This is a genomic window from Massilia sp. TSP1-1-2, assembly GCF_049896185.1.
GTDB lineage: Bacteria > Pseudomonadota > Gammaproteobacteria > Burkholderiales > Burkholderiaceae_D > Telluria_A.
Window position 1 is genome coordinate 1 of sequence record NZ_JAFCTU010000027.1, and the last position, 14,248, is coordinate 14,248.

At 61.2% G+C, this 14,248-nt stretch carries 23 protein-coding genes; 18 read left to right on the plus strand and 5 right to left on the minus strand.

Features of this window, described 5'->3' with window-relative positions; genetic code table 11:
* The 7 genes from ACP7BV_RS20070 to ACP7BV_RS20100 all read left to right on the plus strand — a co-directional run.
* Positions 1-279, plus strand: a 279-nt coding sequence (locus tag ACP7BV_RS20070; protein WP_426106305.1) for a hypothetical protein, incomplete at its 5' end; no start/stop codon positions are given.
* Positions 280-1,016: 737 nt separating this feature from the next.
* Positions 1,017-1,208 carry a hypothetical protein gene (locus tag ACP7BV_RS20075; protein WP_426106307.1) on the plus strand — a complete coding sequence of 64 codons (192 nt, stop codon included), beginning with the start codon at positions 1,017-1,019 and terminating at the stop codon, positions 1,206-1,208.
* 1 nt (position 1,209) lies between these two features.
* Positions 1,210-1,422 (plus strand): hypothetical protein, encoded by a 213-nt coding sequence (locus ACP7BV_RS20080; RefSeq protein ID WP_426106308.1) that lies wholly within the window; start codon positions 1,210-1,212, stop codon positions 1,420-1,422.
* Positions 1,419-1,940 carry a hypothetical protein gene (locus ACP7BV_RS20085; RefSeq protein ID WP_426106309.1) on the plus strand — a complete coding sequence of 174 codons (522 nt, stop codon included), beginning with the start codon at positions 1,419-1,421 and terminating at the stop codon, positions 1,938-1,940. The genes ACP7BV_RS20080 and ACP7BV_RS20085 overlap by 4 nt, the downstream gene beginning before the upstream one ends.
* Before the next feature lie 242 nt (positions 1,941-2,182).
* Positions 2,183-3,250 carry a ParA family protein gene (locus ACP7BV_RS20090; protein ID WP_426106310.1) on the plus strand — a complete coding sequence of 356 codons (1,068 nt, stop codon included), beginning with the start codon at positions 2,183-2,185 and terminating at the stop codon, positions 3,248-3,250.
* The gene (locus ACP7BV_RS20095; protein WP_426106311.1) at positions 3,247-4,320 is read left to right on the plus strand and encodes a ParB/RepB/Spo0J family partition protein; all 1,074 of its coding nucleotides are present in this window, start codon (positions 3,247-3,249) and stop codon (positions 4,318-4,320) included. The genes ACP7BV_RS20090 and ACP7BV_RS20095 overlap by 4 nt, the downstream gene beginning before the upstream one ends.
* 259 nt (positions 4,321-4,579) lie before the next feature.
* The gene (locus ACP7BV_RS20100; protein WP_426106312.1) at positions 4,580-5,635 is read left to right on the plus strand and encodes a hypothetical protein; all 1,056 of its coding nucleotides are present in this window, start codon (positions 4,580-4,582) and stop codon (positions 5,633-5,635) included.
* Between the two features lie 23 nt (positions 5,636-5,658).
* Here the strand turns inward: ACP7BV_RS20100 and ACP7BV_RS20105 are convergent, their stop codons facing one another.
* The 5 genes from ACP7BV_RS20105 to ACP7BV_RS20125 all read right to left on the minus strand — a co-directional run bounded on the left by ACP7BV_RS20105 (position 5,659) and on the right by ACP7BV_RS20125 (position 8,381).
* Positions 5,659-6,678 (minus strand): tyrosine-type recombinase/integrase, encoded by a 1,020-nt coding sequence (locus ACP7BV_RS20105; protein ID WP_426106314.1) that lies wholly within the window; start codon positions 6,676-6,678, stop codon positions 5,659-5,661.
* Between the two features lie 153 nt (positions 6,679-6,831).
* Complete coding sequence (locus ACP7BV_RS20110; RefSeq protein WP_426106315.1) at positions 6,832-7,053, minus strand: hypothetical protein; 222 nt, start codon at positions 7,051-7,053, stop codon at positions 6,832-6,834.
* Positions 7,053-7,790 carry a DUF7673 family protein gene (locus ACP7BV_RS20115; RefSeq protein WP_426106316.1) on the minus strand — a complete coding sequence of 246 codons (738 nt, stop codon included), beginning with the start codon at positions 7,788-7,790 and terminating at the stop codon, positions 7,053-7,055. The genes ACP7BV_RS20110 and ACP7BV_RS20115 overlap by 1 nt, the downstream gene beginning before the upstream one ends.
* Before the next feature lie 23 nt (positions 7,791-7,813).
* Positions 7,814-8,164 (minus strand): hypothetical protein, encoded by a 351-nt coding sequence (locus ACP7BV_RS20120; protein ID WP_426106318.1) that lies wholly within the window; start codon positions 8,162-8,164, stop codon positions 7,814-7,816.
* A 4-nt stretch (positions 8,165-8,168) separates the two neighbouring features.
* The gene (locus ACP7BV_RS20125; RefSeq protein WP_426106319.1) at positions 8,169-8,381 is read right to left on the minus strand and encodes a hypothetical protein; all 213 of its coding nucleotides are present in this window, start codon (positions 8,379-8,381) and stop codon (positions 8,169-8,171) included.
* 205 nt (positions 8,382-8,586) lie between these two features.
* Between ACP7BV_RS20125 and ACP7BV_RS20130 the strand changes: the two genes are divergently transcribed.
* From ACP7BV_RS20130 to ACP7BV_RS20180, 11 genes are all read left to right on the plus strand, one after another.
* Positions 8,587-9,069 carry a hypothetical protein gene (locus tag ACP7BV_RS20130; protein ID WP_426106320.1) on the plus strand — a complete coding sequence of 161 codons (483 nt, stop codon included), beginning with the start codon at positions 8,587-8,589 and terminating at the stop codon, positions 9,067-9,069.
* Complete coding sequence (locus ACP7BV_RS20135; RefSeq protein ID WP_426106322.1) at positions 9,069-9,311, plus strand: hypothetical protein; 243 nt, start codon at positions 9,069-9,071, stop codon at positions 9,309-9,311. Before ACP7BV_RS20130 ends, ACP7BV_RS20135 begins: the two co-directional genes overlap by 1 nt.
* Positions 9,304-9,507, plus strand: coding sequence for a hypothetical protein (locus ACP7BV_RS20140; protein ID WP_426106324.1), 204 nt, complete (start codon positions 9,304-9,306; stop codon positions 9,505-9,507). Before ACP7BV_RS20135 ends, ACP7BV_RS20140 begins: the two co-directional genes overlap by 8 nt.
* Positions 9,504-9,644, plus strand: coding sequence for a hypothetical protein (locus ACP7BV_RS20145; RefSeq protein ID WP_426106326.1), 141 nt, complete (start codon positions 9,504-9,506; stop codon positions 9,642-9,644). Before ACP7BV_RS20140 ends, ACP7BV_RS20145 begins: the two co-directional genes overlap by 4 nt.
* Positions 9,641-10,378: a SprT-like domain-containing protein gene (locus ACP7BV_RS20150; protein WP_426106327.1), complete on the plus strand. Its 738-nt coding sequence runs from the start codon at positions 9,641-9,643 to the stop codon at positions 10,376-10,378. Before ACP7BV_RS20145 ends, ACP7BV_RS20150 begins: the two co-directional genes overlap by 4 nt.
* A 43-nt stretch (positions 10,379-10,421) precedes the next feature.
* Positions 10,422-11,273, plus strand: coding sequence for a hypothetical protein (locus tag ACP7BV_RS20155; RefSeq protein ID WP_426106328.1), 852 nt, complete (start codon positions 10,422-10,424; stop codon positions 11,271-11,273).
* Positions 11,270-11,686, plus strand: a complete 417-nt coding sequence (locus ACP7BV_RS20160; protein ID WP_426106329.1) for a hypothetical protein — start codon at positions 11,270-11,272, stop codon at positions 11,684-11,686. The genes ACP7BV_RS20155 and ACP7BV_RS20160 overlap by 4 nt, the downstream gene beginning before the upstream one ends.
* On the plus strand, positions 11,668-12,267 hold the full coding sequence (locus ACP7BV_RS20165; protein WP_426106330.1) for a hypothetical protein: 600 nt from the start codon (positions 11,668-11,670) through the stop codon (positions 12,265-12,267). The genes ACP7BV_RS20160 and ACP7BV_RS20165 overlap by 19 nt, the downstream gene beginning before the upstream one ends.
* Before the next feature lie 59 nt (positions 12,268-12,326).
* Positions 12,327-12,851 (plus strand): hypothetical protein, encoded by a 525-nt coding sequence (locus ACP7BV_RS20170; protein WP_426106331.1) that lies wholly within the window; start codon positions 12,327-12,329, stop codon positions 12,849-12,851.
* 125 nt (positions 12,852-12,976) lie between these two features.
* Positions 12,977-13,522 (plus strand): hypothetical protein, encoded by a 546-nt coding sequence (locus ACP7BV_RS20175; protein WP_426106333.1) that lies wholly within the window; start codon positions 12,977-12,979, stop codon positions 13,520-13,522.
* Positions 13,523-13,917: 395 nt separating this feature from the next.
* Positions 13,918-14,232 carry an H-NS family nucleoid-associated regulatory protein gene (locus ACP7BV_RS20180; RefSeq protein WP_426106334.1) on the plus strand — a complete coding sequence of 105 codons (315 nt, stop codon included), beginning with the start codon at positions 13,918-13,920 and terminating at the stop codon, positions 14,230-14,232.
* Positions 14,233-14,248 lie beyond the last annotated feature (16 nt).

The following is a 14,248-nucleotide window of genomic DNA, read 5'->3' on the forward strand; positions in this document are numbered from 1 at the left end:
TCCAAAGGGCAACAGTTCCCCCGGGACGTTATCCTGCGCAGGGTCGCTGAGTTCCTGGGCGTCTCGCCGGAGCATTTGAAATTTGGCGCGCCGTATGTTCCACCGCCGGCGCCAACGGTGGAATGGCTACTGGTCTACATTCGCGTGGATGAGGCCGCTATCCTGACGGAGATCCGTGAATTGAGCGAGAACGGGAAGCGCCAGTTCCGGGCGGCGGCCGCGAATGCGGAAAAGCTCCCTGCGGACAAATTACCCCAAAAGGCGGGCGGAACTCACTAGCCGCAAAGAGGGCGGGCATTTTGCCGCCGGTATCACAATCTTGGCGGGCGTCTCTTCTTCGTCAACTGCAAGGGACAGGGCCATTCTTGCAATGTACGCCTGGTCCGATCGCGACGAGCGGTCGAATGCCCCTATCAGGGTAGTGCGAATCTGCTCAATCGTCATGCCATCCATCCCATCCATCGGTGTCCTGCTGCTGGAAATGCTGCGCATTTACTCTTACTCTCTTGACAAGGTTATTGTTTCAAAGAAACGGGGGCTTACTTTGCCTGAAACTCTGCAATACAGCAAGATTTTCCACCCGTCGTAACAATTTCGTGGTAATTACTCGTGACATTTGGAGAGAATGTTACCTTTTACATGCATCATTTCAACAAATTATTACTACCGGCTTGCGTTTCTTCAATTTCTAATTGTAGTATCTGCGTGGAAATACTCCGGCTACGTTGCTTTCAGGGGGCAACAGGCAAGGCGGTTTCCATGCGGTGGTGGACGTGCATATCGCACGCCGCTTTACCGGTCCAGCGGACATGAAAGCCGCCTTGCCTGTTGCCCCCTCGAAATGCGGCGAGCCTGCCCACCCGGGCGCCACCTGACCGAGGATCCATGCAGACCGTTTTCAACTACTGGGGCACAGCGCCCGCGACCCTCCTGGCATTCCTGCTCGCCGTCGTGCTCCTGTCCGGCGCGGCCGGCTGGTTCGCCGGCCGCGCGCACCGTAGCGCACGGAGGACCTGATGCGCACGATGCTCCCGCCCAATCCGCAACCAGGCGACCTCCCGTCGCTACCCTGCATCCAGCCGATGGCGCCGCAGGTGAAGCGGCTGTATGTTCAAGTGCTGATCATCATCAGCATTGTCATCGTCGGCGTCAATCTGATCCGCCCCCTCCCGGCGCCGCCCGGCTGCTGCACCGGCTTTCAGGTTTAGCGTGCCGGTAGTTCCGGACCACGAAGGCGCCGGCGCGACCGAGCGCCCCGCCCTGCCCCACCTCCCATCCGACAAAAGCGCCTACACGGCGCTGCTGGAGCTGCGCGAGATCGTCGCCAGTGAAGGCTATGCCATGACGGCCCTGACGCTGGGCGGCTATCGAAGCGACCTGCTCGTCACCATCAAAACCTACATCAAGGACTGCAAGCCATGACCGACATCATCAACCGACTGCGCACCTGCGCCGCCCCGTTCGCCGACGAGATCGCCGCGCACATCGAAGAGTTGGAACAGCGGGTGCGCGACCAGCACGCCACGATGGACAAGGCCGCGTCGATCATGCTCGAGGCGATCGTGTCGGAGGACGGCATCGACGCCGAGCTGGCGGACGCCTGCATCGACAGGATCCGGGGAATGTTCGCGGAAGTGGGGAAGACGACGGTGGAGCACTACCAGGGACTGATTTACGCGAAGGTGGCCGAGCTCGCCGGGATCCCGCCCCATGACGAGTTCGATATCATGGCCGAGCTGGATAAGCCTCGCCCGGGACCGCCCTCCCCCGATACGGTACGCCTGGATGCCCTGACCGAAGCGGCCGGCTTCATGCGCGGCACATCGGTGGGAGCCGTCGCTTTCCGCGTGCTCGGCCACGACAGCTGGCATCCGGATCTGCGCGCCGCGATCGATGACAGCGTACGGGCCAAGGCGGCCGACGCCAAGCAGGACGCGTGAGAAGATCGCCCTCCCCCTTGCTGCGCGCCGTCATTGACAGGCTATCGACGTGCTCCGAATGTGGCCAGCCGGGCCGTCATTTCATCGGCGGCCGCTTCTTTGATCTGTGGACGCGCCGGACTTTGCCGAAAATTGGCCAGGCTACCCCGTAGGACGAAAAAAGCACAATGGACGCTTTTTCTTAAATTTCTCTTTTCAAGTGCCCTATGTTAACGTTATAGTCCAGTTCAATTAAAATAACCATGGACAATGATATGGCAATGCGCACATTTCAAGGGGTAAAGGCGAAATTTGCTCTTGAGCTAACGGGGTTTAACGGAACTCCAAAAATGTTTCGCTCCCGCTTCCGGGAAGCAGACGATAACGTACACGCACTTTACAGCGCCCGCCAAATTCGCGACATTCGCATGAAGCTGCTAAGTATCCCACTTGATGCTGTTCGCCCCCTAAAATTGCCTCCAATTATTGTAGATCGAACCGCAAAGGGCGGCGTCGGGAAAACGACCGTTGCAGGGAATCTTGGAACATGCCTCGCCCTGTCGGGCCACAAGGTCCTTGAGATCGATGGGGATGCGCAAGCCACGCTGACCGGGCTATTCGGCATCGACTGGATGAAAGAGGACATCACGCACATTGGCGAGCTCATGCGCCGTTGCGCAGCCAATCAGCCAACCAATATTCGGGACGCGGTGTGGCCGGTGTATGAAGGTGGCATGCTCGATATCATCCCCGCAGATATCACAATGGCGGATGACTCGTGGCTCATGGGAGCCCTCAATCGTGAGCAAGCGTTTGTCCGCTTACTGGAAAAGGAAATCGAATTTTTCAGCCAGTACGACGTGATCATCGTCGATTCCGCACCAGGGTCATCCCTCCTTGCCACAACCTTCATGCTGGCATCTAAACTGCTGCTTGCCGTTGTCACCCCGGAACCGCACTCTATCGCGGCTATGGACGTTCTGGCCTCAAACGTGCAGGAAATCAACTCTGCATTCAGCAAGCGTGAGCAGCAGCTGGACATACACATTGTCGTCAACAAATACAACCAGACCAAGAAGCCGCACAATGAAATGCTGTCGACGCTGCTGGCGCGCTATCCGGAGAAAATCAACGACGTCATCATTCGCGATTTCGTCGGATTCCTGCGCGAGGCGGACCCAAACAAGATCGTCGATAACGGCACCGTACTTGAAAAGGAACCGAGCTCCGTCGGCGCCCGCGACATCATCGACCTGACCAAGTCGCTGATCAGGCGGTATGATATTCGCCTTGCCGACCACCGGGCCGTGGGATTTGAGGCGGCAGCATGAGCGGGGCGCGCAAACCCTTGAAAGTTTCCGGGCTTATCGCGCAAGGTAAGCTCGCTCCCGCAGCCGGCGTAGAGCAGTCCCACGCGTTCGATCCGCAGGTCCAGGCCAGCGAGCAACCGGAACCGGAACACGTCCCAGGGACAAAGCGGCCCACAGCCGGCGCCTTCTCTCTGGAAGCAGCCCGGTACGAGAACATCATCGCTGACCTGCGCAAGCAGCTGCAGGCGGCGAACGACCACGCGCCGGCGCGCAAGATTCCACTTGACCTGATCGACGACAGCCCGTATCAACCCCGGCTGGAGATCGATCCGGAGGAAATCGACGAACTGGCCAAGACCATGGCGGCCGCTCACCAGGCCGACCCGATCAAGGTCCGTAAGGTTGGCAATCGGTACGAGCTGATCAGCGGGCACCGCAGAACAAAGGCGGCCCGAACATTGGGGTGGACCGAAATCGAGGCTGTCGTCGAGCAACGCACGGACGACGAAGCCGAGGTCGAGGCGATGCTGCTGGTTGTCGGCTCCATCGAGCTGGGCGATTACGAGCTGGCCAAGATGTACCATCGGGCGCTGACCAAGGGCATTTGCCGGACACAGGAAACCTGCGCCACATTCTTCGCGACCAAACAGCCGTATGTATCGGGCAGGCTACAGATGCTCAAGCTGCCCAGTGCGATCGTAGCAATGCTTGATGCCAAGCCTCGACTGTTCGGCTACGAGTGCGCCCTTGTCATCAAGGATTTGATCAAGGATCACCCGGGCCACCTTGACGTCATCGTGCGCGGCGTAAGCCGTCTGGGCGATGGCATGAAACAGAATTCACTCAAAGGATGGGTCAAGCAGACCATCAAGCAGGGAGAGCAGCAGGAGCAGCAGGACGAACGCAAGACAATCACGTTCAAAGACACCCCTGTCTTTACAACCAAGCGAGCGAAAAACGATCCACGCTCGGTACTGGTGTCGTGCAAGATCCCGGGCATGGACGTGAGTGTTTTCGAGGAAAAGCTGCGCGCCTGGTTGCAGGAACAGGCCGAACAGGCCGGTGAACTGGTGAAAAACGGAGCTATATAGAATGCAATCCGTTATAAATCAAAGACTTACAAATTATAGGAATCCTATAATTTACTCGGTGAAGTACCCGAAAAAGGAGTGGCAGCTATGACGACGTAGCGCCAATGAAAAAACCCCAGCTTGCCGGCCGGGGTTTTTTGCTTTTGGAACCAGTATTTGCACCTTGGAGGCACGGTGAAGCGTCGAGAACTTCATCCTAATCCTCCTTGGTGTGCCCGTCAAACACTTTCGCTATCCTTGAGATAGCACAGGAGAGATTGTGCACCCGTTAATCATGGATGATGTGGCCAAGCCACCCCCGAACTTAACCTACAACGACGTTCTCAGCGCGTATGCCGCCTATCCGGCCCCCATCCGCCCTTACCTGCTCCGGGCTGAAACCCATCCGGTCCTGCGCCCCCAGTTCACGAAGTCCGGGCTGCGCGTCTTCATCGATCTGCTGGCCCGCGCCCCGATCGCGGACCCTGCCCGCCCGATCAGCGTTCGCGCCGATGTCACGGCCGACCGCTTGGCCCTGAGTTCCAAGACCGTGGGGCGGGTACTGACTCAATTGATCAAGACGGGGTGGCTGGCGCCATTCAAGGGATCCGACGGCCGCAACAATGACGGCAAGTTCGGCATCCGGGATTTCGTAGTGACCGAACAATTGCGCGCGATGGTGGGACTTCCGAGCACGCCTGCGCCGCGGCCGACAGTGGCCATGGCGGTCAATGAAGCCCCTCAAAATGACCAGCCTGAGCCAGAATTGTCTCCCGGCGTAATAGGTGTTAACAAATGCATTGAAAAAGAAGCTTCCTCAAAAGGGGCTTCCAAGAAGGAAGACAAGCCAAAACCGGCATGCATCCCAGCCGGGCTCGAAGAGCTGCACACGCAACTGGGGATCAGCATCGGCGGGATCTGCAAGCTCATGAGCATTGCCAAGGCCTGCAAGCAACGCCTGCAAGACGTGTGGGTCGCTGCCGGCCACCGCCTCATCAGTGTCGGCGCCAGGGAAGGACGGGCCTACGATTATTTCAAGTTCCTGCTGAACACCGGACAGGATTTCTCGTATGCTGCACGATGCAAGGGCGGAACACCGGCCATGACCGCCACAGGCAATGCCCAAGGCGCCGCAGCAGGCGCGCCGGCGATGAACACGCGGCACTACTGGAATCGCAAGTTCCGGGGTCCTAATGGCCTTGTAGTCCGCATTCACGGCGACGGCTCGGGCGAACTGACCGACTCCACCAGGCGCGATGCATACGTGTCGCCGCGCGACATGGAACAGGTCTTCGCCGCGATCGCGAAGGGGCAGCTGTCGGAAATTATCGAATGACCCGGCGCTATTGCGACTGGGGGTCAAGCTGCCGGCAAGGGCGTGATTGTGATCGCGGCGACCGTCTCGGCGTGGCGCGTGGCGTCTTCCTTGTGCAGGTAGCGGCCGGTGGTCGAAATGTCGGCATGGCGCCCATTCTTCTGCACCGTCTTGAGGGGGACCCCACTGTCTACCTGATGGGTCAGCGACGAATGGCGCAGCCAGTGCGTCGACGCCTGCCCAATGCGTTCGGCAAGCTCGACCTCTCCGCGCTCGGTGGCCATGGCGATCGCGCGCTTCATCACAACGATGACGGCGGACGCCACCGCCGAATGGCTTGCACGTCGCACCGGACCGCGCGATGTCAGCACCAGCGGCATCACTTCCCCGGGCAACGGCATCGGCGCCAGCCCGTAGGCCTGCCGGTAGCGGCGGTACTCGGCCAGCAGCGCGGGCGGCGCCGGCACTTTGCCGCGGCGTCGACCTTTGCCCAGTACGTGCAACCACCAGGCGCCCGCGTCATCGCGGCGCAGGCTGCGCATGTCGGCGCCGGCCAGCTCGGACAGGCGTACGGCCGTCAGGTAAAACGCCTGCACGATGAAACGGGCGCGCGCCTGGCGCAGGGCTGCCGCCGGTGTATCCGCCTGCAGGCTATCGGCGGCCGCAAGCAGCAGCGAGATCGCCGCCGGCGGCAAGAACCGGGAAACGGGCTCGTCCGAAACGACGCGCATGCTGCCCAGTAACGTCGCCGGATTGGCGCCCAGGTACTCGGCCGCGCGCGCCCAGCTGAACAGCCCCTTGAGTACGGTCAGCGCCTGGACCTGCGACGCCTCCGACAACGGACCGCAAAACGGCCGCCAGCGCGCATCGGTGCGCGCGTAGCGCTCGGCCCGGGTCCACTGCTCGGCTGGCTGCGGATCGGCCAGGAAGGCGGCGTAGGCCACCAGATCCTCATAGGCGACGGTTTGCAGCGTCACGCCGCGTGTGCGGATCCAGAACAAGAAGCGCTCGGCCTCCTTGCGCGAGTTGCGCACGGTGCGCGGCGACAGGTTGGGGCGCCGCAACCATAGCGCGACCAGTTCATCATCGGTTCTTGCGCGCGTGAGGGACCCAGGGGATAGGGCAGGGAGGCCGGAGGAGAGCGTGGGGGTTTGACGCGCCGTGAGTGCCGGCAGCTGGGGTTTGTCGGCGCTCATGGGGAGGGGAGGGGAGGGGGCCTAGCGAATGTTGCGGTGGAGCGCGTGAATACGCTCCCGGTCAGCCTCGGGTGCAATGACTGCGGTAAGCCGAACCCAAAGCATAATCGCACCGTGTGCATTATCGATGCGAGCCAGCGTGTCATCGACGCCTGCCGTCGTGGGATTGGCTAAAGTTTCCAAATAGTTGGCGAGCTCTTCCGTAAGCTGCTGGTATCCAAATGCGCGTTCAACACTGTTCATTATCTGTCCTCCCAGGCAGCGCGCGGGCCGATCCAGCGTGGCGCCAACTCATTCGGCTCCTTGTCGATCGGTCCGTCCTTCGGGTTGTTGAACCAGGCGGAACGATGGATCTCGAGGATATCGCGCGCAACGCTGGCCGAGCCGTCCTGATCGAAATCAAGCTCGATCCGGATAGCTTTTCCGTCCGAATGTTCGAGTAGGCAATGCAGGATGTAGCGACGATAGCCGGGCACCGTCCCGTGCGTGATGTAGACCACGTTGTAGCGCTCCCCGCGCTCCGGTTCCGGCTGTGGGGCAGGGCGTGTGACGATGCCCCAGTCGGTCAGCATGCGCTGAAAGCGCGCATCGCCGTCTGTGAAATAATTTTCGATGGCGTTCACTGGCCGGTTGTCCAGGCGCAGCACGGCAAGGCAATGCTCGAACAGATCCGCGTCCAGGCCGCGCAGTTCGCCGAGCGGGAAGGGGAAGGCTAGCCCGTTGTACAAGCTGGCTAGAAAGTGAGCGATCGTGCCGCACTGGCCGGAGTCGCGCTCCGTGATTTTCAGCAGATGATCGAGCGAGTCGATGCCGGCGTCGCGGTCCTGGGCTCGGACCTCGGCCGCCTTTTGCGCGCTGGTCGTGCCACCGCGCGATTGGGTGAAGAAGGCCGACACAGTTTCGTTGAACGCCTCGAACTGGCTGGCCGGGACCTCGACCGTGACGGACGTCCTTTTTTCGCGAGGAGGAATCGGTTGCATGGCGCCTCTTTCTTGTTGGATGGTCACGGAGCAGGCGGCGTCCATCCGGCCGCGAGCGCGATGCGCTGCCATTGCGGCTGGACGGAAGCGATTTCCTTCGTGCAGATCGCGGTTGCGGCGTCGACGACCTTGATGAGATCGTCCATAACACCAGTTCTCGTCGCCGCTTTCTTCTGCCTGGCAATTTCGGTCGGAAGGTGCCCAGGCAGCTTGAGGCTTCGATTAAGGACATTACAAATCGCGCCACAGACTTTCGTGATCTGTGGGTCTTCACTGTCGATCCCGAGCTTGCTTAGTTTGTTCGCCTTTAAAGCAGCAGTACCGATGGAATCGAGGATGGTAAGCACTGTGAGATATTCTTTCTTGCCGCCCATGAAGTTAGTCCTCCAGAGCAAGCGCGCCCTGCGGGATCGGCGCAACGTGAACCCAACCATTGCCGCTCATCGTGTCGAACATTGTCCATACCGTCCCGTCGTCGCACAAAGCAATTATTTCGGTCGCCGTTTCATCCAGTCGGCCGAGCTCATCGCGCTTGTCAACGCGCAACGCTGAAATCTGAATAATTTTACGGCGGTAGTTAAATTGACTCATTTGGCGTGCTCGTTTCTGGAAATGGTTGGGTCAAAAAGTTGACCAGCAACCAATTCTACGCCGATTTTGTTGGCTTGCGGGTCAACACGTGATTAGATGAGTAATCACGCGTTCCGTGCTGAGTTACAACAAACTAGAGCGATTTGTATTGCGCATTACAATAAAACGTTACAATTTCAGCCCGACAATGGATTGCACAATACAAATGTTCGAATACATCGCTTTTATCCCCCTGATGCAGCATGCGGCACGCCTTCAAGCCGAACTGGCGCGGTCCCAAATGGAACGGGCGGCCCGTGAACGCGAGCGCGAAGCATTCGACCGCGCCGTCTACGGCTTTGGTGCGATCGACGTCGACGCCAGGTTCGTCGACGACGTCCCGCAGCTGGTGTTCGAACATCCGCCGTGCCGGGACTTTTCCAGCAACCACCCGTTCACGCCGGCCGAGCTGGCCGAGCGCATGGCGTTCCGCACGCCGGTGGACGTGATGACCACTTCGGCGCCGTGCGCCGGCCACGCGCGGCCGCTGCACGACACGATCGACGTGGAAGCGCGCGTCGTCGACGACAAGCCCGGGATCTCGCCGCGATTGCTGACCATGTTCGACACAGCCATCATCGCCCCGCGCGCGGCGGTGCTGGCCACCGTCCACGCCGACGCCGGCCTGCTGGCGGAAGGGGAGGCGTGATGCCGCGCGTCGACAGCAGCGCGACCCCGCGCACCGACGCCCTGATCGCCCGGGTGATCGCGGACTACCCTACCGACCACCTGGCGCCGCGCAGCGTCAAGGCGGCGCTGGCCAAGTACTACGAAGCCGTGCACCAGGAACTGGCGCCCCTGTGCCGCGAACTGGAAGCCGAGAACCTGGCGCTGCGCGACCGGCTATGCCACCCGACACTGAGGAAAGACAGGGGAGCCGCGCATGAATGAGCCAGTCACCATGGGGGTCTTCATCGCCTACGTGCTCGGCACGGCCTTTGGCACGGTGCTGGGCAATGTCATGCTCATGCTGTCGGACGTGCTGGCACGGCGCGGCATGACCAAGTGGCGCCGGCGCTCGCTCATCGGCGTGCTGGGCGCGATCGGGATCCTGATGACGATTCCGGTGGGGATGGCGCTGACATGAACCGCAAGCAGCGCATCGCCAACACCAGCACCCATTGTCGCCTGATGCTGTACCTGTTCCTATGGAACGGCATGACCCCGCACGAGCGCAGCACCTTGCGCCTGGGTCAGTTCATCGTCAAGAAATGGCAACCATGAAACAGACCGCCATTGTCTACGCCGAGCTGCAACTGGTGTACGACACATTCAACGTCGAGCTGTTCAACGACAGCCTTGCGGACTGCCTCTTCACGCTGCAACGCAAGCCGTCCACGATGGGCTACTTTTCGGCCGGCCGCTTCGGCAACCGCAAGGGCGAGCAACTGCACGAGCTCGCCGTTAATCCGGACTGCTTCGCCGTGGTCCCGCTGGTCGAGATCATGTCCACCATCGCGCACGAAATGGTGCACCTGTGGCAGCACCAGCACGGCACACCAGGGCGCGGGCGCTATCACGACAAGGTGTGGGGCGACAAGATGGAAGAGATCGGCCTGATGCCATCGTCCACCGGCATGCCGGGCGGGAAAAAGTCGGGCGACAAGGTGGCCGAATACCCAATCAAGGGCGGCCGCTTCCTCGCGATCTGCGATCGCCTGTTGACCGCCGACTTCCAGATCTCGTGGTACGACAGGTTCACGACCATGGCGCCGTACACCGGCGGCGCGGCTGGCGCCGGGATCCTGGCCGACCTGCCCGCGTCGGGCGCCGTCGTTGCCTCGGCAAGCGGCGTCCAGATGGCGCCGTCGACGCGCACCAACAGCGGCGGCGTCCTTACCGCCAACAAAAGCAACCGCTCGAAATACCGCTGCACCTGCGACATCCAGGTATGGGGAAAGCCCGGCCTGAAAATCAAGTGCTGCGCGTGCGATGAAGTGCTCGAGGAAGAAGCGTAATCATTTACCCAGGCCTGCGGGCCGCAACGAAGGAATCAACGACATGAGTAACGACGAACGGCCATATGGAACCTGCTGTACCTGCCCAACTGGCGACGGGTCACTTTGCTGGCCCTGCCCGGAGCATCCACCCATCAAAACGACCACGCCGCGCCTCGACCCGGTAGTCGAAGCAAACCGCGAGCTCCTGCACAGCCGATCGCAGGTCGGCATTGCCAAATACGGCGTGACGCTCGGCGAAGCGAAGCTGCCGGAGCGCGATCTGCTCGTGCATGCGCTCCAAGAGTCATTGGACCTCTCGAACTATCTTCAAGCGAACTTGCAGCGCCTCGACGCTATGCCTGCCGCACCGGCCTACGAGCACGATCCGATGGACATCGTGCGCTCGCTGCTGTGCATCGTTGACAGGATGGCCGAACTGACCCCGGCCCAGTTCGAGAACTACCCGTCGCCTTGCAGCGAGGCGTCGCCGCTGATGATTGCCGCGCGCGCGGCCTGCGTGGAACGCGGATTTACTGCCGGCGGACTGGCCATTGCGGACTTGGCCGGCGCGCCAGTGAGCGTCCCGACCAGCGGCGCAGCAGGCCGGGACGTTCTGGCCGAGCGTCGGCGCCAGGTCGATGTGAAGGACTGGACGCCGGAACACGACGATCACCACCCCAGTGGTGAGATCGCGGCCTTTGCTGCGGTCTACGCAATGCCGCCAGAGGCCCGCCAGTGGCCAGCCAGCGAAACCGGCTACGGCCCAACCTTCGGCATTGCATTGTGCCCGCAAGACTGGCAGCCAAAGTTCGGCGACCGCCGCCGCGAACTGGTGAAGGCTGGCGCGCTGATCCTCGCGGAGATCGAACGTTTGGACAGAGCTTCTGTGACTGGTGCAGGCGGTCAATCATGAGCGCCATTCGCATCTACCCGGAGAGCCAAGCTGCGATGTGCGCCGAGAGTGCGGGCAAGCCATACCGCCCGTGCAACGGCAGCGAGGGCGATCACTTCGTTAGCCAGTGGTGCGGCACTTGCGAGCGTGACTACGGCATGCTGAAAGGCCTGCCGATTGAGGAGTGCGACGACAACCGGATTTGCGACATCATCGCCCGCACCTTCGGCGTGGACGAAGACCACCCTGACTACCCGACCGAATGGGTATTCGGCAAAGATGGGCAACCGTGCTGCACTGCCCATGTGCCCGAAGCCGAACCGTTGCCCGAAGTCGTCATAAAGGACGAGCACACGCTCGACCTGTTTGAAGCCATTCGAACTCGAGCCGGCAATGAGCCGAAAGGGGAGGCAGCGTGCCAACAGGAACCGTAGTATTCAGCCAATCCGGAACGTTTGAAGCCGCGCACGCCGCCGAGCAATGGTTGCGCGATCGCGGCTTTTCGTACGGGCCATCGCAGGCAGACGGGCCGCAAGCAGTCTGGCACGGCGATTGTGTCATCTCCAAGTGGCGAAACTTGAGCGCAAAGGATAAGCGCAAGTGTCACGCCACATTGAGCGGCGACGGGCGCGATGGGCCGATGCGGATCACTCTTTGTGCCGCGGCGACACCAGAAGCCATTGCCGCTTTTGCGCTGCCTGATGCGCCGGAGGCGCGAACCACGGCTGATCTGATCCTGCCTGTAAAGCGCGAGTATTTCGAGCAGATGTGCGATGGCACTAAGAAAGCAGAGTACCGCCTCTGCACGCCGTACTGGCTCAAGCGGCTGCAAGGGCGCAAGTACGATCGCGTTGTCGTCACCATGGGCTACCCAAAGCGCGACGACACCGAGCGTCGTCTGGTAGTCCCATATCGCGGCTACACGATGGAAGTCATCACGCACGCGTATTTCGGGCCCGATCCAGTATCCGTGTTCGCCATCATCATCGACATAGAACTCAATTCCAAGATTTGAAAAGACCGCTCCTATACTTTGCGCGCAGCACATCCATTAACCATTGTAGAAAGCAAAGCATGAAAAAAACAATCCTCCGCAGCTCGCTCTTCCTTTTGTTCGCCGCTACCCTGGCCGCCTGCAGCAGCCACCAGACGCCGCCGGCCCAAGCCTCCCCGGCTTACGCGGCTGTCAGCACTTCGCCAGCGGTGGCGCCGGTCATCGTCAACGCTGCGGCCCCGGCCCAGTCGGGCGGTACCGACATGCTGGCCGGTGGCGCGATCGGCTACATGCTGGCCAAGTCCACCAGCGGCCCGTCGGGCAGTACTGCGCCGGCGCCCACCACCGTGGTACACAAGACCGTCATCAACAAGACGATCGTGCAGGCGGCGCCGACACCCACCCATACTGTTGCTGCGGCGGCGCCGGCCGTAGCGCCGGTGTCGCTGGCCAAAGCCACACCAAGCTACGCATCACGTAGCGCCTATGCCAGCACCACCGGCAGCAGCGCTTACCGCACGGCCGCGTCGCCAGTGCGCCAGGTCAGCTATTCGCTCACCAGCAGTTTCCCCGCTCCGCGCAGCTACACGGTGGCGCGCCGCTGATGAACCGGCTCGCCGCGCTTCGGCGTGGCGGGCCATAATTGGTCGTCGTGGCATGCGACGGCTTCTTTTCCAAGATTCTTACCGAACGGCCGGACAATCTGCGCTCCCTGATGCCGGAGCCCTGCATGTCGACCACGCTGATCATATCCCCCCCACGAACCCGCGACTCTTTCGTCGCCAAACTGTTCGCATTTCTCACGTCGGCGCCGCCGATCCCGCCCGCCCCGACCTTCCACCCAGTTGCCGCTGCCGGCGCCGGTCCGCACTGCCCGCTGGTGGTGGTCCAGCTGCTGGCGCACCCGAGCGCCGATCACCTGCAGGTGGCGCACTTCGCCGGCGGCTCGGTCGTGGTCCCCCGCGGCTACTTCAACAATGGCGAGCTGGCCGTGTTCATCCCGGAAGGCGCCCACCTGCCCGAATATCTGCTCAAGCGGGCGAACCTGTGGAACCACACGACCGGCTACGGCGCCTTGCGCGGCCGCGAGGGCAACCGCGTCGCATGGAAGAAGGTCCAGGGCGTGCTGTCGTACGGCGTGCTGATCAAGGCGCTCAATGACCCGGATCCGCTGGGCGAGCCGTCGGCCATGCTTTTCGGCCCGCGCGGCGACTGGTCGAGCGCCACCATGTTCACCGAAGGGGAGTGCTGCGCCCGATTCCTGGCGGTGCAGTGACACGTCGACCTATTTTCCAAGTTATTCGCCGGGCGCTGGCACACTGCGCTCTACCTGCCACGCAAGGGCCGATGCGACGCGAGATCCGTGCGCGCGACCAGCGCCGCGAGCGGGACACGCCACCTCCGCGCCAGGTGCATGCCCAGATCATTTCGCTGCAAGCGGCCTGATCGTCATCTATCGCCCTGCGGGTCCTCCGCAGGGTAATTCCCCTGTATTAAATCCTGTCCAATCCCGCATTTAAAGCCAGATTTAAAGGTCGAACCGCCTTCGATTTAAAGCAACTTCAAATCTAATTGTAATCTTTCGGTTAAATTCTTTTGACAGCGTGGATGATTCCCGGGTATCGTTACAACAGTTTGTTGTAACTAGCACGTCAACCCACGGAGAAACCCATGAATACACCTGATATTTCGCACTTGTCTTTACCTGAACTGAAAGAATTGAAAAGCGCCGTTGCCAAGCTGATTGAAACGCGCAATGCCGAAGCCGTGAATCATGCACGCACCGAAATTCTCGCCCTCGCCAAACGCGTCGGCATGGATTTGAAGGACCTGCTCGGCAAAACCCCGCGCACCGACATGGGCAAGGTGGCGATTAAATACCGCGATCCGGAAAACGCGTCGAATGAATGGACCGGCCGTGGCCGCTCTCCGCACTGGGCGGCCGCCATGAAGGACGCCGGAACGCTGGACAGCGCCCGCGTCTAAAAGAGGAAAAAAGTAC

Bases quoted from the DNA above. Each gene is read 5' to 3' on its own strand.
- ACP7BV_RS20145 (WP_426106326.1), top strand. From the start codon at position 9,504: ATGAACCGCAAGCAGCGCATCGCCAACACCAGCACCCATTGTCGCCTG.
- ACP7BV_RS20160 (WP_426106329.1), top strand. From the start codon at position 11,270: ATGAGCGCCATTCGCATCTACCCGGAGAGCCAAGCTGCGATGTGCGCC.
- ACP7BV_RS20155 (WP_426106328.1), top strand. From the start codon at position 10,422: ATGAGTAACGACGAACGGCCATATGGAACCTGCTGTACCTGCCCAACT.
- ACP7BV_RS20135 (WP_426106322.1), top strand. From the start codon at position 9,069: ATGCCGCGCGTCGACAGCAGCGCGACCCCGCGCACCGACGCCCTGATC.
- ACP7BV_RS20125 (WP_426106319.1), bottom strand. From the start codon at position 8,381: ATGAGTCAATTTAACTACCGCCGTAAAATTATTCAGATTTCAGCGTTG.
- ACP7BV_RS20120 (WP_426106318.1), bottom strand. From the start codon at position 8,164: ATGGGCGGCAAGAAAGAATATCTCACAGTGCTTACCATCCTCGATTCC.
- ACP7BV_RS20075 (WP_426106307.1), top strand. From the start codon at position 1,017: ATGCGCACGATGCTCCCGCCCAATCCGCAACCAGGCGACCTCCCGTCG.
- ACP7BV_RS20140 (WP_426106324.1), top strand. From the start codon at position 9,304: ATGAATGAGCCAGTCACCATGGGGGTCTTCATCGCCTACGTGCTCGGC.
- ACP7BV_RS20085 (WP_426106309.1), top strand. From the start codon at position 1,419: ATGACCGACATCATCAACCGACTGCGCACCTGCGCCGCCCCGTTCGCC.
- ACP7BV_RS20175 (WP_426106333.1), top strand. From the start codon at position 12,977: ATGTCGACCACGCTGATCATATCCCCCCCACGAACCCGCGACTCTTTC.
- ACP7BV_RS20130 (WP_426106320.1), top strand. From the start codon at position 8,587: ATGTTCGAATACATCGCTTTTATCCCCCTGATGCAGCATGCGGCACGC.
- ACP7BV_RS20095 (WP_426106311.1), top strand. From the start codon at position 3,247: ATGAGCGGGGCGCGCAAACCCTTGAAAGTTTCCGGGCTTATCGCGCAA.
- ACP7BV_RS20090 (WP_426106310.1), top strand. From the start codon at position 2,183: ATGGACAATGATATGGCAATGCGCACATTTCAAGGGGTAAAGGCGAAA.
- ACP7BV_RS20180 (WP_426106334.1), top strand. From the start codon at position 13,918: ATGAATACACCTGATATTTCGCACTTGTCTTTACCTGAACTGAAAGAA.
- ACP7BV_RS20170 (WP_426106331.1), top strand. From the start codon at position 12,327: ATGAAAAAAACAATCCTCCGCAGCTCGCTCTTCCTTTTGTTCGCCGCT.
- ACP7BV_RS20110 (WP_426106315.1), bottom strand. From the start codon at position 7,053: ATGAACAGTGTTGAACGCGCATTTGGATACCAGCAGCTTACGGAAGAG.
- ACP7BV_RS20115 (WP_426106316.1), bottom strand. From the start codon at position 7,790: ATGCAACCGATTCCTCCTCGCGAAAAAAGGACGTCCGTCACGGTCGAG.
- ACP7BV_RS20150 (WP_426106327.1), top strand. From the start codon at position 9,641: ATGAAACAGACCGCCATTGTCTACGCCGAGCTGCAACTGGTGTACGAC.